Below are 25,451 nucleotides of genomic sequence, written 5' to 3' on the forward strand. Positions count from 1 at the left end.
ATCATACCGGACCAAGGCAGAAGCCCCCACCCTGATTCCACTGTCACGCGTATCGCTTTGGCCGCGCCGCCCGGTTGGGATACAAAACGCTTTCGCCGTAACGAGACGCCGCCTTGTCCTATTCCTTTCGCCTGTCCGATCATTCCCTGACCCATGGGGTGCGCCGCATTGCGCGCAGCCAGATCGAGACGGCGATTGCCGAGATCGACGACCAGACGCTTGGCCCGGTGACCACCGTTCACCAGCTGCGCAAGCGCTGCAAGAAGGTGCGCGGCCTTGTCCGGCTCGTGCGGCCGGGCTTCAAGGCGTATGGCGACGAGAATGCCGCCTTCCGGGACCTGTCGCGCAGCCTGGCAGATCTGCGCGATGCGGGCGCCCTGCTGGAAACCGTCACCGCGCTGGAGGCGCGTTTCGGCGAGGTGATCGGTGGGACATTCTTCGCCGATGTGCGCGAGACGCTCGCCGCCGCCAGCCTGCCGGCGGACGATGCCCACGTCGCCGAACGCCTTGCCGGGGCGCGGGAGGCGTTCGTCGCCGCCCTCGCCCGCACCGACGACTGGAAGGTCAAAGGCAAGGCGGCGGACATCCTGGGCCGCGGCGTGGCCGAGACCTACAAGCGCGCCGTGAAGACGCTGGATGCGGCGGAAGCGGACGGCACGCCGGTGGAGTTCCACGAGTTCCGCAAGCGGGTGAAGTACCATTGGTATCACATGCGCCTCATGAAACATGTCTGGCCGAAAATGATCCATGCACGGATCGTCGAGGCGCGCCACCTCGCCACGTCGCTGGGCGACCTGCATGATTTTGCGGTTTTCCGCCTGACAGTCTTGCCGCTGATCGAGCGCGCCGATCCCAAAGTGGGCGAAGTGCTGGGCGGCCTGATCGAGGCGGAAGAGCAGCGCCTGGCGCCGGACTGCCTGCACCATGGCCATCGCCTGTTCGCCGAAAAGCCCCGCCCCTTCGGCGAAAGCATCGGGGTGTACTGGACGACCTGGCAGGACACGGCGCGCACCTGATTTTCCTTGCGCGCGGGTCCGCCCCGCCCTATCTCCCCCTTCTCTCGTGTTGCCGCGGCTGCTGACCCGACAACATGAGGAAAAGACGATGTCACACCCCGCAAGCCGGGCCGCGCGCCGCGTGGAAGCCCGCAAGCATGACGGCGACCGCAAGGCTGCCCCCACCTATCGTGGCTTTGAACAAAAAAGCTGGAAACTGATCTACCGGCGGGCGAACAAGCTTGGCCGCGCGCGCCAGATCGGCAAGATATGGCCGCACCGGGAATGGGAGACCCTTATGGCGGACGCCATGCCCCTGAAAGTCCTGTTCGTCTGCAGCCACAACAAATGGCGCAGCCCGACCGGCGAAGCCATGTTCTCCCGCATCGAGGGGGTCGCCACCCGCTCGGCCGGCACCGCGCACAATGCCCGGCACAAGATCACCGTGGCGGACATCCGCTGGGCCGACATGATCCTCGTCATGGAGGACAAGCACGAACAGCGCCTGCGCGCCGATTTCCGCCAGGAAGTCGCCTACAAGGCGCTGCACGTGCTGGATATCCCGGACGACTACCAGTTCATGGAAGACGAACTGATCGACCTGCTGCGCGAACGCTGCGAACCGCTGATCTTCGGGGCGGAATAAACGCGGGCTGGCCTTCAGCGGCCCTTGGCCCTATATACCCGCCAGACCAGACGGCCGGGCAGCCGCTGGTATGCTGGTAACGGCATGCTGGAGGAAAGTCCGGGCTCCAGGGATACAGGGCGACGGCTAACGGCCGCCCGGCGCAAGCCGAGGGAAAGTGCCACAGAAAGCAAACCGCCTCCCTTCGGGGAGGTAAGGGTGAAAGGGTGAGGTAAGAGCTCACCGCGGGCCTGGCGACAGGACCGGCACGGTAAACCCCGCCCGGAGCAAGACCGAATAGGGGGCGCGCATGGGCTGTATCCCGCCTGCGCCCCGGGTGTGTCGCGTGAGGTGCCTGGCAACAGGCATCCCAGAGGAATGGCTGCCAGACCTGAGCAATCAGGCGAACAGAACCCGGCTTACAGGCCGTCTGGTCTTTTCTTCCGGTGACGCTGCGCGTCATCATTCGATCGAGGTTCGAATGAAGGAAGAAAAGGCCCGCAGCGAAAGCCAGGGCTTCATCAGCAATCCTAGGCTTCGAGCACCATGTCGAAGCCGCCAAAGATCATCCGTGACCCATCGAATGGCATTTCCTGATTTGCCATCCGGCTGTCTTCCATCATCCTGCCCCACCCGGCATCGCGGATTTCCTTGGACGGCCAGATGATCCACGAGAAGATGATGGCTTCACCTTCCTTGCGCTGAACGGCCGTGTGCATGGAGTTGATCTTGCCTTCGGGCACATCGTCGCCCCAGCATTCCACAACCTCCGTGGCGCCGAACTCCTTGAAGATCGTAGCCGCTTGGCGGGCATGTTCGATATAGGCTTCCTTGTTAGCTTCCGGCACGGCGGCCACCACACCATCGACATAGCTCATGCTCACTCTCCTTGGCTTTCTGGCAAAGTTGGCGGGTAATACCTGTCGCGCTGATAGGTGCTTTCCTCATCCTTCAGAGGAAACAGGTTTGGCGGGCCGATGAACAATTCATAGCTGTAGCTCGCGCCCTTGTCCGCACGGCGGACGCGAATGGCATCTGAAGCCTCCGCCGGGAAGACAAAGCAGAAATCTGCCGGACAGGACGGGTCGTCCAGTTTTTCAGCCCGGAACCGGATTGTGCCGGCCCGCCAGTCATTCTTGTTCCACGCCATCGAGTCTGGCGCGTCCTGGACGAGGAGTTCCGCCTCCAGCGTATTCGGTCCCCAATTGGCGGCGTCCTTGCTGACCAGGATGACAATCCGTCCACTGTTCATCACACCCTCGGCCTGATTGATCCGGATCTTTGCGCCGGACGCGTCGCGGATATCCGGGTGAAACCGGTGACCAAGGCGGGCAGGGAAAAAGGCGCCGTCAACATTTGCAAGTTTGGCCCTATAATATCCCGGCTCACCCGGAATGGGCTGGTACGCGTACTTCTTCTCGTCCAGCCGTATTTGCCACAAGGTATCAAAAACGCTGGTCCGGATACTCTTCCAGGCACCGGATGGCGTCACGCCTTCACTCGTATTCTGCGCAATCATCTGGCTGGCGACCGACTGATAATTGTCGCCGAACATACTCCCCGCAAACTGGCCAAGCTGCATGGCTGCAGTCTTCTGCCCGGCGCGGCCTGAATTCAGTTCGGGCGCAGTCTGAGCGGCCAGCATCGCCCTCAGGTAAAAGGGAACATAGGCAGAGCGCGCCGCCATTATATCGGCGTCGGCAGGGGTGCACGGCCGGTCGGTCACATCTGCCTGAGCTTGCTTGCGGTGCGCGCTTAGCATCGTTTTGTACTCTGCCAGTTTGTCCTCAAACCCCGGCTGACCGACAGCGTAGAGACTGGCCTTCCCTTCCGGCGTGTCCTGCCCGGTTTCATTGATCGACTTGTCGATGGTCCGGACTTCGAAATAGTTGAGTATGTTGCAACGCTCATTCAGCGCTTCTGCACGCATCCAGGAATCAAGGGGGGCGTACGGATCGGGATCGGCCGTTTCGCCTTCGGCGTTCGCCGGGAAGGCCCGGACCAGCAAAGCTGTCAGACAAACGATAATGAACAATCTGATGTGCATAAATCCCCCATTGCGATGCGGCCTGCCCCCCCGGCCCAAACCGTCGCCTCACACTTAACCAGAGATTGGATGCATGGACCACTTCATTCTGATTTCGGGCTGCTCGGGCGGGGGCAAGTCGACGCTGCTGGATGCGCTGAAGGCCCGCGGGCACCATGTGGTGGAAGAGCCGGGCCGGCGCGTGGTGGAGGCCGAACAGGCAACCGGCGGAAATGCCCTGCCGTGGACGGATATCGAGGCATTCCTGCATCGCACGCTGGACCTCGCCATCGCCGACCATATGGCGGCGCGCGAGCTGACCGGTCCCGTTTTCTTCGACCGGGGCGTCGTGGACGCCGTTGCAGCGCTCACGCATGTAACGGGCGATCCTGCAGCCGGAGCACTGGCGGAGACCTATCGCTACGGCCGGACCGTCTTCCTGGCCCCGCCCTGGCCGGAAATCTTCACAGCCGACGCCGCACGCCGCCACGGAATCGATGAGGCCGTGGCCGAATATACGAGGCTGGAAACCGCATTTCCGGCGTTCGGCTATGACACGCGCATCCTGCCGAAAGTCTCCATCGAAGCCCGGATGGCCTGCATCCTGTCTGCGGTGCCAGACTTGCCGGGACGCACCTGACCCGTCGCAGGAAAATTTCTGGGTCCAAAATACATTTTCTGGACCCAGAATTTGCATATCCAGCTCTCACCGAGAGCAGCGTTTGCAGTCCTCTGGCACGCCCTATGCACAATATCACGCGAACCCTGCACTGGACCCGGCCGAAGGAGACGGAATCCATCATGCTGAAAGGTATTTTGCTAAGCGCACTGCTGTTGGCTGTGCCTGCCTGCGCCACTCAGGACGCACAGATCGGCACGCCGCCAGACCTCCCGGGCAAAGTCGTCATCATCGGGGATTCAATTTCCCTGGGTTACGGCGCCATGGGGGCCAATACCGATTGCCCGCTCACCCCGGAATTCAACTCGATCAGCCACTCCTATGGCGTCCAGATCGCCGAGGCATTGGGCGCGGACTATGTCATGTTCGCCTCACCGGGCATTGGCCTGGTGCGCAATTACGGCGATGACCAGACCAACACCATGTCGATGCGCATGAAACGCCGCGACCAGATCGAACGTCTTGATTCCACCGGTCCGGTTCAGCTCGTCCTGATCAATCTGGGCACCCATGACTTCTACAAGAACGATCCATCCGACCAGTTCATTCCAGCGATGGAAAACCTGCTGTCCCAGATGAGCACACTTTATCCCGACGCAACGATCTATGCCCTGACCGGCCCGATGCTGGGCGGAAACGACCGGATTTTCCACGCGCATGCCGTGGAAACCGCTGTCGATGCAGTCAATGCGGAGAAAGGCACAGCCATTCGCTATCTTGCCCTGAATGGCGGCGACCGATCCATCGCGCTGGGGTGCGGGTGGCATCCCTCCGTGCCGGCACATGAGCATATGGCAGAAATGATCCTCGACGATCTGCGCGCCCACAACCAGTAAGGCACCTGCTCGTTAAAAATCGCCCGGCTGAACCTCGTTCAGCCGGGCTTTTTCTGTCACACGCCATTTACATACCGTACACGCGGTCCACAGCTTTCAGGCGGAGTGCCCCTGCTTGCGCAAATATGCTACTCTTTCAAAAAAGCGCCAAAATTTGGCACCCGTCGTTTTGCCGAGACGCACCGGACAGGAGGCGGCAGAAATACACGCAAAGATGGCAAATCGCAGGAGCAGACCCAGAAACACCAACGGTGCAAACTGAAGCAGTATCGCCCAAATTGTCATTTCCCCTGCCGGTTTCCGGCGAAAGACTGACCATGAAACGTTGACACCGATCAGCGCAGTACACTAGTCGCAACTATTGAATGAGGAATTCGACCTGAAGTTCCTCGTCCGTATCGCTAAGAGAGGCAGGTCCATCCATGGCCCGAACACCAGGCGCTCGGAACTACAACTTTGACGCGAAGAGATCGGCTTTGCTCGACAGCGTCATCACCTTCTCCCTGTCCGGAGAAATCCGGCGCCCATCCCTGCGACAGCTTGCAATGGCGGCAGAGACGTCCGAGCCGACCCTGCGGCATTATTTTACCGACCGCAAAGGCCTGGTGATCGCCATGATGGTCGAATTGGGTGAACGCGCCCAGCCAATCTGGCGGCAGCTGGAAGAGCCGGCTCCGAGCGTGGAAGAGGCCGTCGCCGCCTGTTTCCGGCACGCCGTGGCGCGGATGGACGACGACATTTTCGTCAGGATGCACGCCTTCGGCATGGTGGAAGGCATGGCAGAGCCGGATGTCGGACAAGCCTATCTGGAACACATTCTGGAACCATCGATGGATTGCGTGTGCCGCAAGCTCGCTGGAACACCCGGTTCTCCAACCGACGGGAATGAAATCCGCACCGCCGCCATCGCCATGTTCTCGCCAGTCATCATGATTAGTCTGCACCAGCACTTGCTGGGCGGCCGCGCGGTTGCGCCGCTGGACAATCAGTCGGCCGTGGAACAGCTCAGCAACTGGCTGGGCGGCGCCATCGCCGAGACGGCCTAGGCTTTCAGCGCCTCTGCCACGGCGGCAATCTCCGCCTCCGCCGTGCTCCAGGAACAGACGAACCGGTTAGCCCCGCCGGGCCAGGGATAGAACACGCCGCCGGCGGCTTGCAGGCGGCGGGCGGCCTCATCGGTCAGCCTTGGGAAGACCTCATTGCCATCGACCGGATAGGCAAGATCGAACCCGGCCTGCTGGAACACATCCGCCAATGCCTGCGCGCGTGCGTTTGCCTGCCCGGCGAGCTGCAGCCACAGATCCCCTTCCAGCATGGCATGGGCCTGCGCCGCCTGGAACCGCATCTTGGGCGGCATGTGGCCGGAGCGTTTCGCGCGCGCCTTCAGCTCACCGAACTTCTGCCGGGCGCCTCCGAACAGAACAATGATCTCGCACCCGATGGCACCTGTCTTGGTCAGGCCGAAAGTCAGCACATCGACCCCTGCCTGCCATGTCATCTCGGCCGCTGTCGCCTTGCCACCCGCCAGCGCATTGCCAAGCCGGGCGCCGTCGAGGTGCACCGCGAGGCCTTTCTGGTGGGCAAGACCCGCATAAAGCGCAACTTCCGCGGCCCGGTAGGCCGTGCCGCATTCGGTGAGATTGGTCAGCGACAGCGCCTGCGCCGGCGTCGCGTGGACAATGGACGGATTGATCTGGCCGAGCGCAGCCTCCAGCGCATCCCGGTCGATCCGGGCCCCGAAGCCGGTCAGCAGCTGCAGCTTTCCACCACCGGAGAAGAATTCCGGCGCGCCACGCTCATCCAGCGCGAGGTGCGCTTCCTCGTGACACAACACGGCACCGATCGACGAGCAGAAGCAGGAAAGCGCCAGCGCATTGGACGCCGTGCCCGACGCGGTGAGCCAGAAATCGAAATCTTCCGTTTCGAAGATGGCAGCCAGCTTTTCGCGCAATGCCGCCGTGACGGTGTCGCCGCCATAGCTCGCCTGCATGCCACTGTTCACGGAGGCCAGCGCCTCGATCACGTTCGGATGCGCGGGCGCCGACGTGTCGGAGGAGAAATTCATGCCTGCATGTCCGGGGTCTGCCACATAAGGTGCTGGCCGCCATCGCTGGCGATCATCTGCCCTGTCACGCTGGTGGCTCCGATGAGATAGCGCATGGCGCGCACGATCTCGTCCGGGGAAGAGCCCTCCCCGGTCAGCGTGGCGGCCTTCTCGGCAGCAAACTCTTCCGGCGTCTGATGAACACTGGCGAGCGTCGGCCCCGGGCCGATACCGTTGACGCGGATATTGGGGGCAAGTGCCTGCGCCAGTGTCTGCGTCGCCTGCCACAGCGCAGCCTTTGACAGCGTGTAGGTGAAGAAGACCGGGTTCAGCTTCCAGACACGCTGGTCGATCATGTTGATCACCAGTCCCTTTTCGCCGTCCGGCAGGTCCGACGCCATCTGCTGCGCCAGGTGGATCGGCGCGCGCAGATTGGGTTCCATATGGGCGTCCCAGTCCTCACGCGAATGGGTCAGCGCCGTATCGTCGTGGAAAGTGGAAGCAGAGTTTATCAGCAGGCTGACCGGACCGCCCAGAAGCTCCGCCGTGCGGGGGATGAGGTCACTCCGCGCGTCTTCATCGGCAAGGTCGGCCTGCACCGCCTCAGCCGTGCCACCCGCCTTCCGGATCAGCGCGCATGTTTCATCGGCCCCCTCGGAAGAGCTGTGATAATGAACGGCGACCTTCCAGCCATCTTCGCCCAGCGCCAAAGCCATGGCCCGGCCGAGGCGGGCCCCGGCGCCGGTGACGAGCGCGATACCGGGCGTCATGATCCTGCCGGCTGAAACAAGCCGGTAATGTTGAGACCCGTGATCAGGCCATAGATGTAAGCGGCATAGATCAGCAGCAGCAGCAATGCCGTCAGGCGGCCGATGCGGGCTTTCGTGACGATGACGAAGCCGATGATGAGCGTCGCCAGCGCCAGCGCCCAGTGATCATATTGCTGAAAGGTCGGCGCCATGCGGATCGGGCCGAACAGGGAGATGATTCCGCCCGCGCCGAGGATGTTGAACACATTCGAGCCGAGCACGTTGCCGATCAGCACTTCGCCCTGCTTCTTTGCGACCGCGACGAGCCCTGCACCGATCTCCGGCAATGAGGTGCCAATCGCCAGCATGGTCAGGCCGATATACTCCTCCGGCACGTTCAGGAAGGTCGCAATGCCTACGCCGCCTTCGATCACCAGGTCTGCCCCGAGGACCAGGCCAAGAATGCCGAGCGGCACATAGACCAGCGCCAGCCAGAGCGGCAGGTGCGGATCTTCCTCTTCCGTGACGCCCGGGTCCTTCCCTGCAGCAACCGCCCGGCGCGCTGAAATGAAGGTCAGGCCCGAATAGGCGACGAGCAACGAAATGAAACAGATGCCCACCATGGGCGTCAGCGGCATGACAGCTGTGATGCCGATCCATGCGACGGCCGCGACGATGACTGCGATGAGGCCGCGCTTCTCCCCCACGCCGCCCGCAGCAATGGGCGCGATCAGCGCCGGCAGGCCGAGCACGAGGAAAACATTGGCAATGTTGGACCCGACAATATTGCCGAGAGCGAGGCCCGAACGGCCCGATAGGGCCGCGTCGAACGACACGATCATTTCAGGCGCAGAGGTGCCGAAACCGACAATGAAAATACCCGCGACGAGGGGCGAAACCCCCATGCGGGCAGCAAGCGATACAGCTCCACTGACGAGCGCATTTCCCGCCAGTGCCATGATCACGAGGCCCCCGACGAGGGCAGCGATCAGAGAGAGCTCCGGGATTGGCAAACCCAGCGTTTAGTCCAGCCGCTTGAATTCAATCAGGTTCAGAACGCCGAAAACGACGACGATAGCAGCAATGGCAAGCAGGGAAGGATGGATCATGTCGCATTCTCGCTTGTGAGATCTTTGTCACGTGATTGTGTTTGTTGGCGTGTGCATAGCGCGGTGCGCCGCGCATGGCGAGCCCAATTCGACAGGGTTTTCACCCGATTTTTCACCGGAATCCCTTATTATTGAGCCGGATGCGGGAAAAATTTTGCCTTCACTCTATCTTGAGACGACTCTGACAAGATACCGCCATGGCCCGCATCCGCACCCGCATCTTCCAGTCCTGGTTCCGTCTGTCCCGGCCGATGACGCTGGGCGTGCGCGCGGTCGTGGAAAACGAGGCCGGAAAAGTCTTCATGATCCGCCACACCTACACGCCCGGATGGTACCTGCCGGGCGGAGGGGTCGAGAAAGCTGAACCCATCGTTGATTCGCTGAAACGGGAACTGCTGGAGGAAGGCGGTTTCACACTGTCCGCTTCGCCGGACCTGGTCGGCATCTATTCCAACCATTTCGTGTTTCCGAATGATCATGTCGTGCTTTACCGCGTCCGGCCAGGATCATGGACGCAAGGTGAAGCGACCTCACGCGGAGAAATCGCAGAAGCCATCTGGGCCGATCCGCTCTCCCCACCTCAGGGGACAACGCCCGGAACGCACAGCAAGCTTCAGGAAATGTTCGGGGGCGCCCCGCCCTCTCCCTATTGGGCACCAGAACGCTAAGAACGCGACGGGTCAGGCCTCTGGGACGATCTCGTATTTCCCGCCCGATACCCGCACTTCCGGCACGTGGCCTGTTTCTTCGAAGTCTTCCCAGGCCGGGGCGAGCGAGCGCCAGAAGGCGGCATTCGGGTCGTCGGCATGGCGCTGCAGGTTCGCTGCCGTCATCGGGAACGGATAGATATGCACAGGCACGGACTTCTGGCCTTCACCCATGGCGGCCTGCATCAGGGTCCAGATTTCCTCGATCGCTTCATCGGTCATGGCGTAGCAGCCGATCGACACGCAGTCGCCATGCACCATCAGGTATGAGCCTGTGCGGTCATGGGCCCGGTCAAAGGCGTTCGGATAGCCGAGATTGAAGGCGAGATGGTAGTTCGACCCGGCATTCATCTGGCCGGGCGCAACCGAATAGAACCCTTCCGGCGCCTGCATGTCCCCTTCGGCCAGTTTGGGTCCCAGCTTTCCGGAATAAGCGCACACCGGCCACGACCGGAACGGTTCGTACACCCCATCCTCACCGGCCACATAGGCCGTCAGAATTGCAGGTTCCTTGGTAAGCCGGAGGTAAACGGGCGCACCAAGATGGGTCCCCTGCTCTGCCAGCGCTTCACTCAGTTCCGCCGTGTGCGACGCGACAACAGCGCGGGAGCGCGGGGTTTCCCGTACATCGTCCACCCCGGCAGCTGCCAGAACGGCGGGCAGGCAGAGGAACGCCATTGCTGCACTGAACACGGCGACGATCTTCCAGGCATCGATAGGGCGTTTACGTCTCATAAACCCAGTGGTCTGCCCAGAATGAGGCAGCACAGGGGCCAGACCCGTGGCGGTTTCGTGGAAATGGCACCCCAAACCCGCTCTGCAGATTAAGTTGCCTTTAAGATCCCGGTGAGACGCTTTCCGCGTGACGGGGGAGTGAACCAGTTCTCGTCATCAAAAGACAACTGGCGCTCCGCGGGTTTCCCTTTGCCCTGCGCGCCGGTGATGCAATCGGAACGCCGGCTCTGTTTCCCCTTGGGCCGGCGTTCTTGCGTTCAGCCTTTCCGGCTCCGGACCGCCGCCACCATGTAGCGCCAACCGGTCAGAAGCGAGAGCGCCGCAGCAATCCATAACAAGGCAACCAGGCCAACGGCGGCAAGCTCCGCCAGACCACCCGTCGCGGCGCCTTGCGAAACGGCATCCTGCGGGATGGTCGCCAGCGGTAACATGAGGCCGATGATGGCCGCCATCTCGAAAGCGGTTTTCCATTTGGCGAGGTTCGACGGATCCACCACGGCCTTTCCGGCGGGCGTCGTGCGCAGCCAGGTCATGAAGGCATCGCGCGCAATGATCGCGGCTGCCGGAATATAGATCAGCCAGGTATGAAAGATCAGCGCGAGCCCCAACAGGGCAAAGCCAACGAGCAGTTTGTCCGCAATCGGATCGAGCCACACGCCAAAACGGGATTGAGCTTCAAGCTTTCGTGCCAGCCAGCCGTCGAGAAAGTCCGTCAGCGCCCCGGACAGGAACGCCAGCAAGGCGAACTGGTACCAGAGCTGCTGCACCGCGATGCGGGTTTCCTGCTCCGCCGATGAAACGTCCTGGCTCATGCCGAGGTCGATCAGGTCCTGCACGCGCAGGGCCTGGACAATGCCGCCAAGGCAGAGCAGCGCAAACACGCAGCGCGCAATGGTCAGCGCATTGGGAAGCCATTTGAAGTTCATGCGCGGGGTGTGCCAGCGGGCGGGCGCCGAGGCAATGCGGAATGTGCCGATGGCGCCTTCTCCCATCACCACGGCAATGGGAGAAGGAAAGGCTGCTCAGTTCGACGCGCCGGTCACGTCTTCGATCGGCACGGTGTAGTGGCGGCCGCAGAACTGGCAATCGATGGACAAGGTGCCATCCTCCTCGACCAGGTCGTGAAGCGCCTCGTCCGACATGGCCTGCAGCGTCGCAACAAGGCGTTCCTCATTGCAGGTGCAACGGTCGTCCAGAACCTGCGGCGGCTCCATCCGCACGCCCTGTTCATGGAACAGGCGGTAGAGCAGCTGCTCCATCGGCAGGTCCGGATCGGCGAGTTCGCCATCGGTGATCGTGGCGAACAGGGCCTGCGCCTCGTCCCACGCCTCTTCCGTGTCGCCGCGGGCTTCATCTGCCGCGACCCGCTGGATCATCATGCCGCCGGACACCCAGAGCACCGGGTCACCCGGCCGCTCGAATTCGGCCAGCGACAGGCGGATGCGGGTCGGCACCTGTTCGGACTGGGCGAAGTAATCCTCCGCGCATTCCGCTAGCGTGCCTTTCACGAGCGGGACGATGCCCTGGTAGGGCTGGATCGCCGGATTGTCCTGAATGATGATCAGGCCAAGCCGTCCGGCCGCGCCAAACAGCTGGGGCATGTGCGGGGCTGCGCCCTTGTTGAGGCGGTCCAGCTTTTCCCAGGCTTCCTCGTCGTAACGGGCATAGCCGCGGATACCGCCATCGGAGCGGTACTCGCCAACCAGCATCTTTACCGGGCCATCGCCTTCGGCCTGCACCAGGAGGCGCCCCTCGAACTTCAGCGAGGAACCGACTAGCGCAGCCAGCGTGACCGCCTCGCCCAGGATTCGGGCGAGATTGTCCGGGTATTCATGCCGGTGGAGGATCGGCGAAATGCTCGCCGGGCCCATGCGGACAGCCCGGCCGCGCACGGGCCGGTTTTCAATCTGGAAATTCGCGACAAAATCGCTGGAGGTCATAGCCATGGCGGGAGTCCTTGTAGCGCCCCCATGTGGCAGTCCACCCCCTTCGCATCAAGAGTGGGCTCTGTGATCGCGTCCTGACAGGCAAATCAGGCCGAGCAGCTGCCGCCGCCGAGAACGCAGAAACTGGCGCACCAGGGATGGTTGAGTTTCACCGGCTCCGCGGTCGCCTGCTTCAGCGTGTGACCCAATTCGAAGGCCGGATCGTCGACCAGCAGCGTACAGGCCGTCACGCTGGCCCGAGCGGCACCCTTGCGGCGGATGACCATGCGCTGGTCTGAGCACATGATGCTGTCAGGCGACTTGTTGAGGATGCCCCAGCATTCTGTGGTGATCTCAGGCGGGTCATCCTGCGCGATCATCTCCGGGAACAGGACCAGCTGTTTTGGATCTGCCGGGTTCAGCATCAGGCCAAGCGAGCTGGCCAGAGCACCATAGGCCGCGCGGGCGGCGGCCTCGTCCTCGTGAAGGGATTGGCGCCCGGCAATCGCCACGGTGAAGCCCTCTTCCGCCAGCCAGCGCAGGCCATTGCAGGCCTCCTCAAAAGCGCCCTCCCCCCGTTCCGCGTCGTGCACGGCCGGATCATGGCTGTCGAGGGAGACGCGGAGCGTGAGCTGTTCCGTCAGGCCGTTCCGGCGCAGGCGCTGGAGGCCTTCCTGAAGCCGCGGCCGCATCATCGGCCGCATGGCATTGGTCAGGAACAGCAGGCTGTGCCCGCGGAACAGGATCGCCTCCATGATCGGCAGAATGTCCGGACACATGAACGGCTCGCCGCCCGTGATGCCGATCTCCACTTCGCCGGCCTTCATCCGGTCGATCTCGTTCAGGTAGGGCATGACGTCGGCGAGGGTCAGGTAGACCAGCCGGTCATTGGTCGGCGAGGAGAGGATGTAGCAGTTCCGGCACTCGATATTGCAGAGCGTGCCGGTGTTGAACCAGAGCGTTTTCAATCCCTTCCAGGCGACACTGGCGCGGGTTTCGCCCTTCGCCGTGATGTCCGGATGAGAGAATTTCTGGTTGGAGTACTGTGTGTCTGGCATGTCCCCACCCTAGCGGTGTGCCCGGCGCGTTCCAGCTGGAAAATGCCGATCTGACAAAGGTTTGATCGCTGCGTGTGGATTGGTCAGTGGGTCGGCTGGTCGCTCGATTTCTGCGCCTGCTCGATCAGGTCCCGCACCAGGCCCCTCACATGGGCCGGGCGCAAGCCAAGACCCGCACCGATTTCAAGGATCGTGTCCTCTTCTTCGCGGGCAAATTCACCATCTGCGGCAGCGATGTGGAAAACCGCATTCACGATCATTTCCTTGCCTTCATCATTCAGCATGTTGCCGACGCGGGTGGCGACAGAGAGCGCATCATCGAGCGACTCCTTCGCCGCGACGATTTCGGCCTCGATCTCGGCCCGGGTGAAATCGCGTGCGCACATGCGGTTCACCACATGCTCGATGGCATCCACTTCCTCCGGCTCGATCTTGCCGTCGGCCCAGGCCATGCGCACAAGGATGGCCAGCGCAGCAGTCTCGAATTCGGCGCGGATCTGATCGGATGTCGCGCCTGTGGCAGCGTTCAGAACGCCTTCCACGAAAGTGCCTTTGCACGACTTGCACTCAACATAGGGCGGATAGGTTTTCAGCGGGATGATCGGAATGAAATAGAGATGAAACCAGCTGCGGGCACGGCGTTTTTCAAAATTGCTGGTCTGCTGGCATTGCGGGCAGTCGAAGGAGCCCTGATCCAGCAGCTTGCGCGTGGCCTTGGTACCAAAAATGATCATGCTCGTCCCCTCTTCCAGCATTTACGGAAACAGCCTTGCAGCGCCGAGGCTGGCTTGCAACCCCGGATACGTCCGAACCGGAACGGATCGCCACTGCGCCTTCGCAATTGTCTTTTGTGCGCGAAACGTGATCCTTTCACGATCCGAACGGCTGAGGGCAATCCGGGCAATGGCGCAGGACAAGAAGAGGGCGGTCTTCCGCTTGCTGACCTCAACCAGCGAAACACCGGGCAATCTGGATATTACGGAGACTGCCCGCGCGCATGAGCCCGACAATTTCTTCCGGCATGTAACGAGCCTCTCGGCCAGCAAGATTGCCGACGGATTGATCGATCCGAAACTCGTTCTGAGCTGGCTGCTCACCACGCTGGGTGCCCCGGCCGGCCTGCTCGGCCTGCTCGTGCCGATCCGCGAAGCTGGCGCCCTGTTCCCACAGATGTTCACCGCCGGGGCGCTCCGCAAACTGAAGCATCGGAAATGGGCGTGGGCAGGCGGCGCCCTTGTGGAAGGCATCGCCGCAATCGCGATGGGACTAGCGGCGCTGATGCTGACCGGCGCGGTTGCAGGCTGGGTAATCCTCGGGGCGCTGGCCGCGTTGGCGCTCGCCCGGTCCGTCTGTTCGGTCACTTACAAGGACGTACTCGGAAAGACGATCGCCAGATCCCGGCGCGGCACGGCGACCGGAACGGCTGGCACGATCGGTGCGGGCGCCGTACTGGCCTATGGCGTGCTGCTGGCGTTTGCGGGGGAAAACCGGTTGGCGCTGGTCACCGGCGGACTGGTGCTGGCAGGCGGATTGTGGGTCGCGGCGGGCGCAGTGTTCGCCAGCCTGTTCGAGGAAGCGAGCGAGCCGGAAACGAGTTCCAGCCCCGTCCGCAGGCTGGCGGACGATTTCGGCCTGCTCGCACGCGACGCCCAGCTGCGCCGGTTCATCCTCGTCCGGGCCCTGCTCACCTCCACCGCCCTCGCCCCGCCCTTCATGGTGGCACTCGGCACGCAAGGCGAAGCCGCGCGCAACATGTTCGGCGGGTTAGGCTTGCTGGTGGTCGCCTCAGCCAGCGCGGGCCTGCTCAGTTCCTATGTCTGGGGGCGCCTCGCCGACCGGTCGAGCCGGAAAGTGCTGATCCTGACGGGCCTTGCCGGGGCGCTTGCCCTGTTCGGTACGCTGGGCCTCAACACTGCCGGCCTGCTGGTCGCAAATGCGGGCCTGCCGGCGATGATCTTTATTCTGATGATAGCCTATCAGGGTGTCCGCCTTGGCCGGTCGACCCATCTGGTGGACATGGCGACGGCAGAGACGCGCGCCGCTTATACCGCGCTATCCAACACAATCATCGGCACCGTGCTGATCCTTGGCGGCGGCTTCAGCCTGGTGGCGAGCTTTGCCGGTCTGGCCACCGTGATCGCCATCCTCGGCGCCATGAGCGCACTGGCGGCCTTGATTGCGCTGGGACTGGACGAGGTCCAGTCCGGCTAGGGCCTATTTCTCGAGGCACCAGCGCAGCACGGCCTTCTGGGCGTGCAGGCGGTTTTCGGCTTCGTCGAAGACCAGGCTTTGCGGGCCGTCGATGACTTCCGCATCCACTTCCTCGCCCCGGTGCGCCGGCAGGCAGTGCAGGAAGTATGCGCCCTTGTTCGCCATTTCCATCAGGTCTTCGGTGACGGCGTAAGGTTCCAGAATTTCGAGGCGGCGCTCGACATCCTTGTCGCCCATGGAAACGAACGTATCGGCGATGACGACGTCGGCGCCTGCGACGGCCTCTTCCGCCGTCTCAAAGAGATCGATCTTGCCCTGCAGCTCGCGGGCGATGTCGAGATCCTCATCGTCCGGCGCAAAGCGGGCCGGCGTGCCGACAGCCAGCGAGAAGCCGAACTTCGCCGCCGCATGGATGAAGCTGGCACAGACATTGTTGCCATCGCCGACCCAGGCGATGCGAGCCCCGCGCAGGTCGAGGCCCTTCTCTTCCAGCGTCTGCAAATCCGCCATGATCTGGCAGGGGTGCGAGCGGTCGGTCAGGCCGTTGATGACGGGAACGGAGGAAAACTCCGCAAACGCCTCGACATCGGAATGGTCGTTGGCGCGGATCATCACCGCATCCACATAGCGGGAGATCACCCGGGCCGTGTCCTCGATGGTCTCGCCCCGGCCGAGCTGCATGTCGCTGGCCGTCGCCGTGATCGACGTCCCGCCCAGCTGGCGCATCGCCATGTCGAAGGAGAAACGCGTCCGGGTCGACGATTTCTCGAAAATCATCGCCAGCGTATGGCCCTCCAGCGGAGCGCCGTCATCGACACGGCCCTTCGGCCAGCCGGCGCGGGCTTTCTTCATGGCATGGGCCATGTCGAGAATTTCGCGCAGTTCGACATGGTCGAGATGCCAGAGATCGATGAAGTGACGGCCTGCCATGGAGAGCCTCCCCTTTTGAGGGTCTGAAAAAGGAAGCGCGGGCCATAGCGCAAAATGGGCCGCGGGGCCAGTGCCCAGCCCGCAGGCAGCATCTGGCGCGGGGGACCAATATGTCCTACATGCGCGAGAACCTTTCCACCCCTGCCTGGAGACTATCACAGACATGGACCGCGTTCTCATCATCGGTGCCGGCGCTGCCGGTTCGGTCGTCGCCCAGAAATGCGCGATGGACCGCGACACGTTCAAGCACATCACGCTCGCCTCTCGCCGCCTCGAAAGTTGCGAAAAAGTGGCGAAGCTCTGCACGACGCCGATCGAGATCGCCCAGGTGGATGCCGACAATGTCGCTGAAGTCGTCGCCCTCATCGAAAAGGTGAAGCCGGACCTGCTGATCAACATGGCCTTGCCCTATCAGGACCTGCCGATCATGGATGCCTGCCTCGAAACGGGCTGCAACTATATGGACACGGCGAACTATGAGCCGCGCGAAGTCGCGAAGTTCGAATATTCCTGGCAGTGGGCCTATCACGACCGCTTCAAGGAGAAGGGCATCACCGCCATTCTCGGCTGCGGCTTCGACCCCGGCGTGACGAACGTCTACTGCGCCTATGCGCAGGAGCACCTGTTCGACGAGATCGAATATATCGACATCGTCGACTGCAATGCCGGCGACCACGGCAAGACCTTCGCCACGAACTTCAATCCGGAAATCAACCTGCGCGAAGTCACGCAGGACGGTAAATACTGGAAGAATGGCGAATGGATCGAGATCCCCGCCCTCTCCATCAATTGCGACATCGACTATCCGGAAGTCGGCCCGAAGGATTCCTACCTCATCTATCACGAGGAAGAGGAAAGCCTTGTGAAGAACATCAAGGGTCTGAAGCAGATCCGCTTCTGGATGACGTTCGGCGCCGAATACATCAAGCACCTTCAGGTGTTCAAATCCATCGGCCTGATCGGCCTCGAACCGATCAAGCACAAGGGCATGGACATCGTGCCCATGGAGTTCCTGAAGGACCTGCTGCCGGTGCCGTCTTCGCTCGCCGAGGGCTATACCGGCAAGACCAGCATCGGCGTGATCTTCCGTGGCAAGAAGGATGGCAAGCCGCTGACGAAGATGATCTACAATGTCTGCGACCATGCCGAGACGAACAAGGAAGTCTCCGCGCAGGCCGTCTCCTACACGACGGGCGTGCCGCCGGTTTCCGGCGCGGCCATGTTCTTCCGCGGAGAATGGGCCGGCAAGGGCGTGTTCAATGTCGAACAGTTCCCGGCGAAGCCCTTCCTCGAAGACGTCGCCACCCGCGGCCTGCCCTGGCATGTCATTGACGTGAACCCCGGCGACCAGGACGAACTCTTCGCGGTGGAAACCTGACGGTATGCGCAGGGCTTTTATCGCGCTTTCCGCAGCTCTGGCTTTTGCCGCGTGCGGCCAGGAATCAGTCGCATTGCAAGGGCCGCTCGTCTTCGAGAAGAGTGTCGACTACACCGCCTTCCAGCCCATTGAAGGCTGCAAGGGCGAACGGGCAAAGCCTGTCTATTTCAAATGCCTCGATGCGCGGGAGCTCTATGATGCCGCCGTCAGCCGGGCTGCGGAAGAAGGCCGTCCCCTGATGATCGTCTGGGGCTTTGACGAGTGCCCGTCCTGCATGAAGCTGGAGAAGACTGAACTGTCCGGCCGGAACGCCTGGACCGTGGACCGGTTCCTGAAAGAAGCGCTAACGCCCATCCAGCGCAAGGCCGCCCTGGCCAGCCAGGATGAGTACCGCATCCTGACGCTCAAGATCGATGTGCGCCGTCCGAGTGGCGCGGCCCTCGCCGAAGAGATCGGCGTGACCGGCATGGCACAGGAACGTGGACGTGATCGCGTGAGAACCCCCTTCATCACGCTCACCAATGCGGAAACTGGCGTTCTGGTTTCGCAAGCGGAACTTGGCCAGGGTTTCCGGCCCTGTACCCGCGGCGATGAATTCGTTCTCGATCTCGTCGAAGCCGGCTTCCTGCCGGACGACCCTTCACGTGACCGTAGACAGTGCTGAATGGGACAAGCCGCGACTTAGAAGCCGGCGATCAGGACGAATTGTTCGCAGTGGAGACCTAGGTCGGGGCGCAGCCGCCTTCGGCGACCTGCTTGCGGACGATATCGTCCTGCTGCTTCATCAGTGCAAAAAACTCGGCCGCCTTTGTCATGTCGATGGAGGCCGTAACCCGCTCCTCGGGATTCTTCTCATTGCGGGCATCGAAGGACAACGGCACCCCCGCCTCCAGTCCGCTGATGAATTCGGCTGGCGTCGTCGTCCGCCCACCAACGCCTCCAAGCCGGCTCGGATAGTCCGGATAGTTCAGGAAGGAGCTGCGCATGTTCAGATTGTCCACGGTCTTGGTCACTTCGCCGAATGTGACCGAGGACTTCCAGTTTCCAACGATCTGGCCGGTGCTGGGCGAGGTCAGTTCCCCTAGATAGATCATCGAGGAGAAGAACTCGTCATAGCTGCCATCGGCAAGTCGCTTGATCTGGAATTCGAAGAAAGGTTCAAGCCCGGGTGCCTGGGTCAGGTTCTCAACCTTGAAGGCCGATACCGGCGCCTCGAAAACCAGCCAGGCAAAGCCGCCCTTGGCGAGATTATAACGCGCGGACATATCAGGGGCGAGCTTGCCGCTGATCCGGCAGGGTGGCGGGCTGGGTGCCTCAGCCTGCGGGTCCGCACTTGATGCAGGAACAGAAACGGATAATGCAAGGCAAACCAGTGCGGCGAGGCGTGGCGAAATCGGCATGGCATCTCCTTCGAAAGCCGGACATATCTATCTAAGGTGTATGGTGCCATGGCAACCAATCCGATTGAACCCCTGAAAACCCCCTGCTTCGTCCTCGACGTCGCCCGCCTCCGGAAAAATCTGGAGACGGCGAAACGCGTTCGGGAGGAGGCAGGCTGCAAGGTTCTGCTGGCCACCAAGGCCTTCGCCATGCCGGCGGCCTTCCCGGTGATGACCGACTATCTCGATGGCACCACGGCCAGCGGCGAGCATGAAGCCATCATGGGACATGAAAGCTTCGGCAAGGAAGTGCATGTCTACTCCCCGGCCTATACCGAGGATGAAGTCCGCCGCCTGACGAAGACTGCCGGGCACATCTATTTCAATTCCGCCGAACAGCTCGCCCGCTTCGGCGACATCGCCCGCGATGCCGGTGCGCATGTCGGCCTGCGCGTGAATCCCGGCTATTCCAACGCCACCCTTGGCGGTGACCTTTACGACCCCTGCGCGCCGGGCAGCCGGTTTGGCGAAGTCCCCGCAAAGCTGGACGAGGTCGACTGGTCCGGTGTCGATATCTTCCACGTGCACGCCCTGTGCGAGAGCTTGGCAGACGGCTCCGCCGGGCTGATCAAACACGTCGCCGATAATTTCGGCCAGTATATCGAACAGGTTTCCGCCGTGAATTTCGGCGGCGGGCATTTCCTGAACAAGCCGGGCTATGATGTCGATGTCCTGATCGAAGCGATCAAGGCCTTCAAGGCGCGCTTCGGTGTCGACGTCATCCTGGAGCCAGGCGCGGGCCTCGTCGTGAACACGGGCGAGCTTTACGCCACAGTCCTTGCCCTGCACTGGAACGAGATGGATCTGGCCATCCTTGACGCCTCCGCCTCCACGCACATGCCCGACGTGCTGGAAGTCCCCTACCGGCCGGATATTGTCGGCGCCGGAAAACCGGGAGAAAAGCCGAACACCTACCGCCTCGGCGGGAAGACCTGCATGACGGGCGACGTGATCGGCGATTACTCCTTCTACAAACCATTGCAGCCGGGCGACCAGCTCGTCTTCACAGACCAGATGCACTACAGCTTTGTGAAGACCAACACGTTCAACGGCACGCCGCTGGCAAACCTGGCCATCCGCTGGGAAGACGGCCGCGTGGAGCAGGTTTCCCAATTCGGTTATGAGGAATTCCGCCGCCGCCTCGGCAGGTAGAAATCTTTCAAATTTTCCGGAATTCCTTCACCGGGCGTTCCCCTCTTCGTGGCAGTTTGACGGCCTCGGAGGATTGCGCATGGCTGGGCGTATCTCACTTGGATGTCTTGTCGTCTGCCTTCTGGCAGTGTGCCTGCTCGCCCCCGGCGCAGCGAACGTTTAGCCACCCAGCCTTGTAATAGCGATATCCCGGTCATTCCCGAGCGAGGGAATGCGCCCGCGCGCCTTCGCCACCTCATCGAGATCCAGCTCCGCCAGCACGATGCCGGGCTCGGCGTCTTCCGCTTCCGCGATCACCTCACCCCATGGGGAGACGATCAGGGAGTGGCCGAAGGTTTCGCGCCCGTCCTCATGCTTGCCGCCCTGCGCCGGGGCGATGACGAAACAGCCCGTCTCGATCGCCCGCGCCCGGATCAGCACATGCCAGTGCGCCTCGCCCGTTACGCGGGTAAAGGCCGCCGGGATGGTCAGGATGCTTGCCCCCGCCTGCGCAAGGCGACGGTAGAGATGCGGGAAACGCAGGTCGTAGCAGATCGTCATGCCAATCTCGCCGAAGGGCGCCCTGGCCAGCACCGCCGCCTCACCGGGCCGGTAAGCCCGGCTCTCGCGATAGTTCTGACCGTCGCCCACTTCGACATCGAACATGTGGATCTTGTCATAGTGCGCAATCACACCACCATCCGGCCCGATCAGGAATGAGCGGTTCGCAAAGCGCTCATCGTCCGGCAGCGTCACTGCAATCGAGCCGATAAGCAGGGTCACGCCGAGTTCCGCCGCGAGCGCCTGGAACGAATGCAGGGGGATATCGTCCTGCTCCACGATTTTCGGCCGCGCCATGCCGGGGCGGATGTCGAGCAGGTTCGTCATCTCCGGCGTCGCGATGAATTTCGCGCTCTGCCCCGCCGCCTCCCGGATGAGGGCCGAGGCCGCGGCGATATTCGGGGCGACTTCCACGCCGGAGCGCATCTGGACACAGGCAGCTTTGATCTTTGTCATGCCGCGATCCTAGCGCCGCGCGCGAAGAGCGCCAGCGGACTTATCTATCCGCCGCTTCCCGGAAGCAGGTCTTCCAGAAAATAGGCAGACAAGGCGTTCCGCCCGGCCAGGCTGCTCTTTCGGTAAACAGCCCGCGCCTGTTCGCGCACGGTGCGCTCGCTCGTTTCGCGCAGGTCGGCGATCTCCTGCAGGGACAGCCCCTTCAAGAGCAGCAAGCCGACATCGGACTCGGCATCCGTCAGGCCCCAGGCCGAGAACTGGCGTGCGATGGCAACGCCGAGCCCTTGCACCAGTTCACGGTTCTCTGCCTGCCAGCGCCCGGCATCCTCCCGCGCATCGGCCAGCGCGCGGCGCAGGCGCCCGAGACGCCACAGCATGGCGCCCAGCCCGAACGATGCGGCGACCAGCACGACCAGTTCAGCCGCAAGATGCCCCGCGCCAGCGCCTTCCCCACTGTCGGTGATCAGGTCTACCCCGATGAATAGCGCGATCGCGCCAAACAGCACGGCAATGCCCAGAAGGCTTCTGCGTCCGGATACGTCATCTGACATACGCCCTTCTCTCTCAAACCGCAGGTAAAGGGAATGCGTCATGTGACGGATGGCTACGCCGGCAAGTCCGCGCCAGTTTCCGACAGCCAGCAGGTAGCGTCGGAGACATTCGCATGAGCCAGTCCAAATCCCCCACCCGCCCGGTATGGGACCCCCTAATCCGTATCGGGCACTGGACGCTCGTGATTGCATTCTTCACCGCCTACCTGTCTGGCGACGACCTGTTCAGCATCCACAAATGGGCGGGCTATGTCGTGGCGGGCTATGTGCTGGTGCGCATTGTCTGGGGCGTCATTGGCACACGGCATGCGCGGTTCACCGATTTCGTGCGGGGGCCCGGCGCTGTCATCGGATACATGCGCGGTCTCTTCTCGGGCAATGTGAAGGACTATGCCGGCCATAATCCCGCTGGCGGCGCCATGGTCGTTGCCCTGCTGTTCAGCCTTCTGGTCACCACATCGGCCGGCATGGCGCTCTACGCCGTGGAAGACAATGCCGGGCCACTTGCCGGGATCGTGACGGAAGAAACCTTCGCGCCGCTCGCCTCCGCATTCGGAGAGGAAGGCGAACATGAAGGAGCCGAAGAACTGCTCGAAGGCGTGCACAAGGCCTTCGTCTACATCACACTCACGCTGATCGGCCTGCACCTTGCCGGCGTTGTCGCCTCAAGCCTTGCGCACAAGGAAAACCTCGCCCGCGCCATGGTCACCGGCCGCAAGCAGGTGCACGAGGAGGCCTGATTTTCAGGCCCCCGGACGGGGCAGGCACATCAGCTGGGACGATCCGGTCACCAGCAGCCTGCCCGCCGCATCCCGGATTTCCCCGTCTGTCGCCATCAGCCCGTTTTCCGCAACTGGCGCGCGCACCCGCATATGCAGCCAGTCGGCATGACCGGTCGGGCGGTGAAAGCGGTAATGATAGTCGATATTGGGCGCGATCCAGGGCGACGGACCGTCGATCGGATGCGCCGGATACTGGGCCAGCCAGCCGAACGTATCCATCAGGATGATCGCACGCCCGGCATCGGCGAAGGCATCCTCCGCCATGGCGCGCGGCGTGAAGCGGTAGAAGCCCGTCAGTTCCGGATCGCGGGCCGCTTCACCCTTGTGCGGCGTCCCGCGGATTGGGCGCTGTTCGAAATGGCTGAAGAATGGATGCGAAGGCTCGTCGGGATATTGTTCTTCAAAAGTGGGGACACTCGCCGGGTCCGGCAGCGCTTCCTGCGTATCGTCATGTACCAGACCGGGCAGCGTGTCGGACACGGTCCACACATGACACAGCAGAAGGGATTTGCCCTCCTGAATCAGTTCGGCCCTCAGCAGCTCGCTGCGCTTGCCCGCCTTCACGGACTCGACGCGGATTTCTGCCGGGGCATATTTGCCCATGCGGAGGAAATGACAGGTCATGCTGGCCGGACGTGGCAGGCTGCTCGCCTCCCCGGCAGCCCTCAGCGCGAGCGCCGTAATGAAACCGCCTGCCGGACTCCACAGGCCCCAGCATTCCGGAAGGTCGACAGACCAGCGCCCCTCTCCCAGCGGCTGAGGCCGCGTTGCCTGTTCGAAATCATCTGAGGCCTGCATGAAATTTCCTCCCGGACGTTCTGTCTTCTTGCCGCCAGCTTAGCTGCGCCGCGCCAAGACAGAACCCCCGGAAGGGGAATTCCCCATCAATCTTTGCGGGCAGGCGCGTCCTGTCGCGGCCCGGGCCAGACATCACGGGCCCCTTCGGGATTGACTGTCATGCCCACGCCTTCGGTCTGGCGGATCCTGATGGCGCTCAGGTCAAAGCCCTTCAGGCAGTTGACGTTGACGCCGTAATGGTCCGGCATCGAGCGCTTGCTGTGAAACGGATAGATACCGCAGACCGAGCAGAAATAGTGGCGGGCAACGCCCGTGTTCCATCGGTATTCGCTGAGCGACTCCTCGCCCGAAACCAGCGTGAACCGGTCCTTCCGGACACTGGTCATCGTCGCGCCCTTCATGGCGCAGAGGGAACAGTCGCACTGGTAGACATCCGTGATGTCAGCCTCGAAGCGGAACTGCACGGCCCCGCAATGACAAGCCCCTTCCCAGTGCGTCATGGCCAGTGCTTCATGTCCTCAGGCCGGTTCCCAGTCGCCGATGGCCTCGTCCATGATGCGGGTCGCTTCGCGGACGTTTTCATCCGTGATCACCAGCGGCGGCGCGAGGCGCAGCACGTTCGCACCAGCCACGCCGACCAGCAGGTTCTTGTCACGGCAGACGCCCTGCAGGCCTTTCGGGTCAGCCTTCATCTTGAGGCCGGTCAGAAGACCCTTGCCCGTTACGCCTTCCACCTTGTCCGGATGGCTGTCGGCAATGCTCTTCAGGCTCTGGGCCATCGTGCCGGAGACACGGCGCACTTCTGCCAGGAAGGCCTCATCTGAAATGATGTCCCAGACGACATTGCCGACGGCCATGGCCAGCGGGTTGCCGCCATAAGTCGAACCGTGGCTGCCCGGCTGCATGTGCTCGCCGCAGGCTTCGGTCGTCAGGCAGGCGCCGAACGGGAAGCCGCCGCCGATACCTTTGGCCGAGCAGAGGATGTCCGGCGTCGCGCCTTCGGCCCATTCGTGGGCGAACAGCTTGCCGGTCCGGCCCATGCCGCACTGGACCTCGTCATAGATCACCAGAACGCCGTATTGGTCGCAAAGGTCCCGCAGGCCTTTCAGGCATTGTTCCGGCATTGCGCGCACGCCGCCTTCACCTTGCACCGGCTCGACGAGGACTGCCGCAGCGGTCGGCCGGGAGACGGCTTCCTTCAGGGCTTCGTGGTCGCCCCATTCGAGATGGACGAAGCCGGGCAACGCCGGGCCGAAGCCTTCGAGGTATTTCGGATTGCCGCCGGCATTGATCGCGCCGAGCGAGCGGCCATGGAAGGCGCCGGTGAAGGTGATGATGTCGACGCGGTCTTCGTGGCCATTGGCCCATTGATACTTGCGCGCGGACTTGATCGCGCACTCGATCGCCTCGGTGCCGGAGTTCGTGAAGAAAACACGGTCGGCGAACGTATCGCGGCAGATCTTGTCAGCCAGCTCTTCAGCGCCGCGCACACGGAACATGTTCGACGTGTGCCACAGCTTGCCTGCCTGCTCGCGCAGGGCGTCCACCATGGCCGGGTGCGAATGGCCGAGCGCGTTGACCGCGATGCCGGCGATGAAGTCCAGATATCGCGTCCCGTCTTCGGTGAAGAGGTAGACGCCCTCTCCCTTCTCGAAGATTTCTTCCGGCGGCCGGTAGACCGGCATGATATGCTGGCGTGGATCGCTCATCTGTTACCCTTCCGATG

Annotated in this window: 28 protein-coding genes and 1 other RNA gene; 12 read left to right on the forward strand and 17 right to left on the reverse strand. The window is 62.5% G+C overall.

Annotation, left to right across the window (positions count from 1 at the left end; genetic code table 11):
- Window positions 1-113 precede the first annotated feature (113 nt).
- From R3C98_RS17200 to rnpB, 3 genes are all read left to right on the forward strand, one after another.
- Entirely contained in the window at window positions 114-1,016 is a 903-nt protein-coding gene (locus tag R3C98_RS17200; protein WP_371315306.1) for a CHAD domain-containing protein, read from the forward strand.
- A gap of 88 nt (window positions 1,017-1,104) precedes the next feature.
- Window positions 1,105-1,641, forward strand: a complete 537-nt coding sequence (locus tag R3C98_RS17205) for a low molecular weight protein tyrosine phosphatase family protein (protein ID WP_371315307.1) — start codon at window positions 1,105-1,107, stop codon at window positions 1,639-1,641.
- Between the two features lie 46 nt (window positions 1,642-1,687).
- Window positions 1,688-2,058, forward strand: an RNA gene (rnpB, locus tag R3C98_RS17210) — RNase P RNA component class A.
- A gap of 92 nt (window positions 2,059-2,150) precedes the next feature.
- On the opposite strand, the gene R3C98_RS17215 is transcribed toward rnpB, so the two are convergent.
- Together R3C98_RS17215 and R3C98_RS17220 are read right to left on the reverse strand one after the other, a co-directional pair.
- Complete coding sequence (locus tag R3C98_RS17215; protein WP_371315308.1) at window positions 2,151-2,498, reverse strand: DUF1428 domain-containing protein; 348 nt, start codon at window positions 2,496-2,498, stop codon at window positions 2,151-2,153.
- Between the two features lie 2 nt (window positions 2,499-2,500).
- Entirely contained in the window at window positions 2,501-3,667 is a 1,167-nt protein-coding gene (locus R3C98_RS17220; RefSeq protein ID WP_371315309.1) for a hypothetical protein, read from the reverse strand.
- A 73-nt stretch (window positions 3,668-3,740) separates the two neighbouring features.
- Here R3C98_RS17220 and R3C98_RS17225 point away from each other — a divergent pair, with 73 nt between their 5' ends.
- From R3C98_RS17225 to R3C98_RS17235, 3 genes are all read left to right on the forward strand, one after another.
- Window positions 3,741-4,286 (forward strand): AAA family ATPase, encoded by a 546-nt coding sequence (locus R3C98_RS17225; RefSeq protein ID WP_371315310.1) that lies wholly within the window; start codon window positions 3,741-3,743, stop codon window positions 4,284-4,286.
- Between the two features lie 161 nt (window positions 4,287-4,447).
- On the forward strand, window positions 4,448-5,161 hold the full coding sequence (locus tag R3C98_RS17230) for an SGNH/GDSL hydrolase family protein (protein ID WP_371315311.1): 714 nt from the start codon (window positions 4,448-4,450) through the stop codon (window positions 5,159-5,161).
- A gap of 422 nt (window positions 5,162-5,583) precedes the next feature.
- A complete protein-coding gene (locus tag R3C98_RS17235; protein WP_371315312.1) occupies window positions 5,584-6,207 on the forward strand; it encodes a TetR/AcrR family transcriptional regulator in 624 nt (207 codons plus the stop codon).
- Here the strand turns inward: R3C98_RS17235 and R3C98_RS17240 are convergent.
- The 3 genes from R3C98_RS17240 to R3C98_RS17250 are packed head-to-tail and all read right to left on the reverse strand — an operon-like array spanning window position 6,204 to window position 8,967.
- Window positions 6,204-7,226 carry a low specificity L-threonine aldolase gene (locus R3C98_RS17240; protein ID WP_371315313.1) on the reverse strand — a complete coding sequence of 341 codons (1,023 nt, stop codon included), beginning with the start codon at window positions 7,224-7,226 and terminating at the stop codon, window positions 6,204-6,206. The genes R3C98_RS17235 and R3C98_RS17240 overlap by 4 nt on opposite strands.
- Window positions 7,223-7,975, reverse strand: coding sequence for an SDR family oxidoreductase (locus tag R3C98_RS17245; protein ID WP_371315314.1), 753 nt, complete (start codon window positions 7,973-7,975; stop codon window positions 7,223-7,225). Before R3C98_RS17245 ends, R3C98_RS17240 begins: the two co-directional genes overlap by 4 nt.
- Complete coding sequence (locus R3C98_RS17250; protein WP_371315315.1) at window positions 7,972-8,967, reverse strand: calcium/sodium antiporter; 996 nt, start codon at window positions 8,965-8,967, stop codon at window positions 7,972-7,974. Before R3C98_RS17250 ends, R3C98_RS17245 begins: the two co-directional genes overlap by 4 nt.
- Window positions 8,968-9,260: 293 nt before the next feature.
- Between R3C98_RS17250 and R3C98_RS17255 the strand changes: the two genes are divergently transcribed.
- Complete coding sequence (locus R3C98_RS17255) at window positions 9,261-9,731, forward strand: NUDIX domain-containing protein (RefSeq protein WP_371315316.1); 471 nt, start codon at window positions 9,261-9,263, stop codon at window positions 9,729-9,731.
- Window positions 9,732-9,743: 12 nt separating this feature from the next.
- On the opposite strand, the gene R3C98_RS17260 is transcribed toward R3C98_RS17255, so the two are convergent.
- The 5 genes from R3C98_RS17260 to R3C98_RS17280 form a co-directional block, all read right to left on the reverse strand.
- On the reverse strand, window positions 9,744-10,505 hold the full coding sequence (locus tag R3C98_RS17260; RefSeq protein WP_371315317.1) for a 2-dehydro-3-deoxyphosphooctonate aldolase: 762 nt from the start codon (window positions 10,503-10,505) through the stop codon (window positions 9,744-9,746).
- A 257-nt stretch (window positions 10,506-10,762) separates the two neighbouring features.
- A complete protein-coding gene (locus R3C98_RS17265; protein ID WP_371315318.1) occupies window positions 10,763-11,497 on the reverse strand; it encodes a CDP-alcohol phosphatidyltransferase family protein in 735 nt (244 codons plus the stop codon).
- 30 nt (window positions 11,498-11,527) lie between these two features.
- Window positions 11,528-12,451, reverse strand: coding sequence for an Hsp33 family molecular chaperone HslO (locus R3C98_RS17270; protein WP_371315319.1), 924 nt, complete (start codon window positions 12,449-12,451; stop codon window positions 11,528-11,530).
- 86 nt (window positions 12,452-12,537) lie between these two features.
- Complete coding sequence (locus R3C98_RS17275; RefSeq protein WP_371315320.1) at window positions 12,538-13,488, reverse strand: radical SAM protein; 951 nt, start codon at window positions 13,486-13,488, stop codon at window positions 12,538-12,540.
- Window positions 13,489-13,571: 83 nt separating this feature from the next.
- Entirely contained in the window at window positions 13,572-14,222 is a 651-nt protein-coding gene (locus R3C98_RS17280; RefSeq protein ID WP_371315321.1) for a TerB family tellurite resistance protein, read from the reverse strand.
- Window positions 14,223-14,349: 127 nt separating this feature from the next.
- Here R3C98_RS17280 and R3C98_RS17285 point away from each other — a divergent pair, with 127 nt between their 5' ends.
- Window positions 14,350-15,699, forward strand: a complete 1,350-nt coding sequence (locus tag R3C98_RS17285) for an MFS transporter (RefSeq protein ID WP_371315322.1) — start codon at window positions 14,350-14,352, stop codon at window positions 15,697-15,699.
- Window positions 15,700-15,702: 3 nt separating this feature from the next.
- Here the strand turns inward: R3C98_RS17285 and argF are convergent, their stop codons facing one another.
- On the reverse strand, window positions 15,703-16,629 hold the full coding sequence (argF, locus tag R3C98_RS17290) for an ornithine carbamoyltransferase (RefSeq protein ID WP_371315323.1): 927 nt from the start codon (window positions 16,627-16,629) through the stop codon (window positions 15,703-15,705).
- Window positions 16,630-16,792: 163 nt separating this feature from the next.
- Here argF and R3C98_RS17295 point away from each other — a divergent pair, with 163 nt between their 5' ends.
- A complete protein-coding gene (locus R3C98_RS17295; RefSeq protein WP_371315324.1) occupies window positions 16,793-18,007 on the forward strand; it encodes a saccharopine dehydrogenase family protein in 1,215 nt (404 codons plus the stop codon).
- Between the two features lie 4 nt (window positions 18,008-18,011).
- Window positions 18,012-18,671, forward strand: coding sequence for a thioredoxin family protein (locus R3C98_RS17300; protein WP_371315325.1), 660 nt, complete (start codon window positions 18,012-18,014; stop codon window positions 18,669-18,671).
- A gap of 58 nt (window positions 18,672-18,729) precedes the next feature.
- Here R3C98_RS17300 and R3C98_RS17305 read toward each other — a convergent pair whose 3' ends face one another.
- Window positions 18,730-19,407, reverse strand: coding sequence for a hypothetical protein (locus tag R3C98_RS17305; RefSeq protein WP_371315326.1), 678 nt, complete (start codon window positions 19,405-19,407; stop codon window positions 18,730-18,732).
- A gap of 48 nt (window positions 19,408-19,455) precedes the next feature.
- Between R3C98_RS17305 and nspC the strand changes: the two genes are divergently transcribed.
- Entirely contained in the window at window positions 19,456-20,598 is a 1,143-nt protein-coding gene (nspC, locus tag R3C98_RS17310) for a carboxynorspermidine decarboxylase (RefSeq protein WP_371315327.1), read from the forward strand.
- 159 nt (window positions 20,599-20,757) lie between these two features.
- Here nspC and R3C98_RS17315 read toward each other — a convergent pair whose 3' ends face one another.
- The gene (locus R3C98_RS17315) at window positions 20,758-21,594 is read right to left on the reverse strand and encodes a carbon-nitrogen hydrolase family protein (RefSeq protein ID WP_371315328.1); all 837 of its coding nucleotides are present in this window, start codon (window positions 21,592-21,594) and stop codon (window positions 20,758-20,760) included.
- 44 nt (window positions 21,595-21,638) lie between these two features.
- The gene (locus R3C98_RS17320; RefSeq protein ID WP_371315329.1) at window positions 21,639-22,145 is read right to left on the reverse strand and encodes a helix-turn-helix transcriptional regulator; all 507 of its coding nucleotides are present in this window, start codon (window positions 22,143-22,145) and stop codon (window positions 21,639-21,641) included.
- Between the two features lie 113 nt (window positions 22,146-22,258).
- Here R3C98_RS17320 and R3C98_RS17325 point away from each other — a divergent pair, with 113 nt between their 5' ends.
- Window positions 22,259-22,885, forward strand: a complete 627-nt coding sequence (locus tag R3C98_RS17325; RefSeq protein ID WP_371315330.1) for a cytochrome b/b6 domain-containing protein — start codon at window positions 22,259-22,261, stop codon at window positions 22,883-22,885.
- Window positions 22,886-22,888: 3 nt separating this feature from the next.
- Here R3C98_RS17325 and R3C98_RS17330 read toward each other — a convergent pair whose 3' ends face one another.
- The 3 genes from R3C98_RS17330 to R3C98_RS17340 form a co-directional block, all read right to left on the reverse strand.
- The gene (locus R3C98_RS17330) at window positions 22,889-23,725 is read right to left on the reverse strand and encodes a thioesterase family protein (protein WP_371315331.1); all 837 of its coding nucleotides are present in this window, start codon (window positions 23,723-23,725) and stop codon (window positions 22,889-22,891) included.
- Window positions 23,726-23,811: 86 nt separating this feature from the next.
- The gene (locus R3C98_RS17335) at window positions 23,812-24,225 is read right to left on the reverse strand and encodes a GFA family protein (protein WP_371315332.1); all 414 of its coding nucleotides are present in this window, start codon (window positions 24,223-24,225) and stop codon (window positions 23,812-23,814) included.
- 18 nt (window positions 24,226-24,243) lie between these two features.
- Entirely contained in the window at window positions 24,244-25,434 is a 1,191-nt protein-coding gene (locus R3C98_RS17340) for an aspartate aminotransferase family protein (RefSeq protein WP_371315333.1), read from the reverse strand.
- Window positions 25,435-25,451 lie beyond the last annotated feature (17 nt).

Origin of the sequence: Hyphomonas sp. (genome assembly GCF_041398465.1) — a bacterium.
Classification (GTDB): Bacteria; Pseudomonadota; Alphaproteobacteria; order Caulobacterales; family Hyphomonadaceae; genus Hyphomonas.

Excerpts from the sequence above, each read along its gene's own strand:
- R3C98_RS17205 (WP_371315307.1), top strand. The coding sequence starts at position 1,105 with ATGTCACACCCCGCAAGCCGGGCCGCGCGCCGCGTGGAAGCCCGCAAG.
- R3C98_RS17215 (WP_371315308.1), bottom strand. The coding sequence starts at position 2,498 with ATGAGCTATGTCGATGGTGTGGTGGCCGCCGTGCCGGAAGCTAACAAG.
- R3C98_RS17220 (WP_371315309.1), bottom strand. The coding sequence starts at position 3,667 with ATGCACATCAGATTGTTCATTATCGTTTGTCTGACAGCTTTGCTGGTC.
- R3C98_RS17225 (WP_371315310.1), top strand. The coding sequence starts at position 3,741 with ATGGACCACTTCATTCTGATTTCGGGCTGCTCGGGCGGGGGCAAGTCG.
- R3C98_RS17230 (WP_371315311.1), top strand. The coding sequence starts at position 4,448 with ATGCTGAAAGGTATTTTGCTAAGCGCACTGCTGTTGGCTGTGCCTGCC.
- R3C98_RS17235 (WP_371315312.1), top strand. The coding sequence starts at position 5,584 with ATGGCCCGAACACCAGGCGCTCGGAACTACAACTTTGACGCGAAGAGA.
- R3C98_RS17240 (WP_371315313.1), bottom strand. The coding sequence starts at position 7,226 with ATGAATTTCTCCTCCGACACGTCGGCGCCCGCGCATCCGAACGTGATC.
- R3C98_RS17245 (WP_371315314.1), bottom strand. The coding sequence starts at position 7,975 with ATGACGCCCGGTATCGCGCTCGTCACCGGCGCCGGGGCCCGCCTCGGC.
- R3C98_RS17255 (WP_371315316.1), top strand. The coding sequence starts at position 9,261 with ATGGCCCGCATCCGCACCCGCATCTTCCAGTCCTGGTTCCGTCTGTCC.
- R3C98_RS17260 (WP_371315317.1), bottom strand. The coding sequence starts at position 10,505 with ATGAGACGTAAACGCCCTATCGATGCCTGGAAGATCGTCGCCGTGTTC.
- R3C98_RS17265 (WP_371315318.1), bottom strand. The coding sequence starts at position 11,497 with ATGGGAGAAGGCGCCATCGGCACATTCCGCATTGCCTCGGCGCCCGCC.
- R3C98_RS17270 (WP_371315319.1), bottom strand. The coding sequence starts at position 12,451 with ATGGCTATGACCTCCAGCGATTTTGTCGCGAATTTCCAGATTGAAAAC.
- R3C98_RS17275 (WP_371315320.1), bottom strand. The coding sequence starts at position 13,488 with ATGCCAGACACACAGTACTCCAACCAGAAATTCTCTCATCCGGACATC.
- R3C98_RS17280 (WP_371315321.1), bottom strand. The coding sequence starts at position 14,222 with ATGATCATTTTTGGTACCAAGGCCACGCGCAAGCTGCTGGATCAGGGC.
- argF (WP_371315323.1), bottom strand. The coding sequence starts at position 16,629 with ATGGCAGGCCGTCACTTCATCGATCTCTGGCATCTCGACCATGTCGAA.
- R3C98_RS17295 (WP_371315324.1), top strand. The coding sequence starts at position 16,793 with ATGGACCGCGTTCTCATCATCGGTGCCGGCGCTGCCGGTTCGGTCGTC.
- R3C98_RS17300 (WP_371315325.1), top strand. The coding sequence starts at position 18,012 with ATGCGCAGGGCTTTTATCGCGCTTTCCGCAGCTCTGGCTTTTGCCGCG.
- R3C98_RS17305 (WP_371315326.1), bottom strand. The coding sequence starts at position 19,407 with ATGCCGATTTCGCCACGCCTCGCCGCACTGGTTTGCCTTGCATTATCC.
- nspC (WP_371315327.1), top strand. The coding sequence starts at position 19,456 with ATGGCAACCAATCCGATTGAACCCCTGAAAACCCCCTGCTTCGTCCTC.
- R3C98_RS17315 (WP_371315328.1), bottom strand. The coding sequence starts at position 21,594 with ATGACAAAGATCAAAGCTGCCTGTGTCCAGATGCGCTCCGGCGTGGAA.
- R3C98_RS17320 (WP_371315329.1), bottom strand. The coding sequence starts at position 22,145 with ATGTCAGATGACGTATCCGGACGCAGAAGCCTTCTGGGCATTGCCGTG.
- R3C98_RS17325 (WP_371315330.1), top strand. The coding sequence starts at position 22,259 with ATGAGCCAGTCCAAATCCCCCACCCGCCCGGTATGGGACCCCCTAATC.
- R3C98_RS17330 (WP_371315331.1), bottom strand. The coding sequence starts at position 23,725 with ATGCAGGCCTCAGATGATTTCGAACAGGCAACGCGGCCTCAGCCGCTG.
- R3C98_RS17335 (WP_371315332.1), bottom strand. The coding sequence starts at position 24,225 with ATGACGCACTGGGAAGGGGCTTGTCATTGCGGGGCCGTGCAGTTCCGC.
- R3C98_RS17340 (WP_371315333.1), bottom strand. The coding sequence starts at position 25,434 with ATGAGCGATCCACGCCAGCATATCATGCCGGTCTACCGGCCGCCGGAA.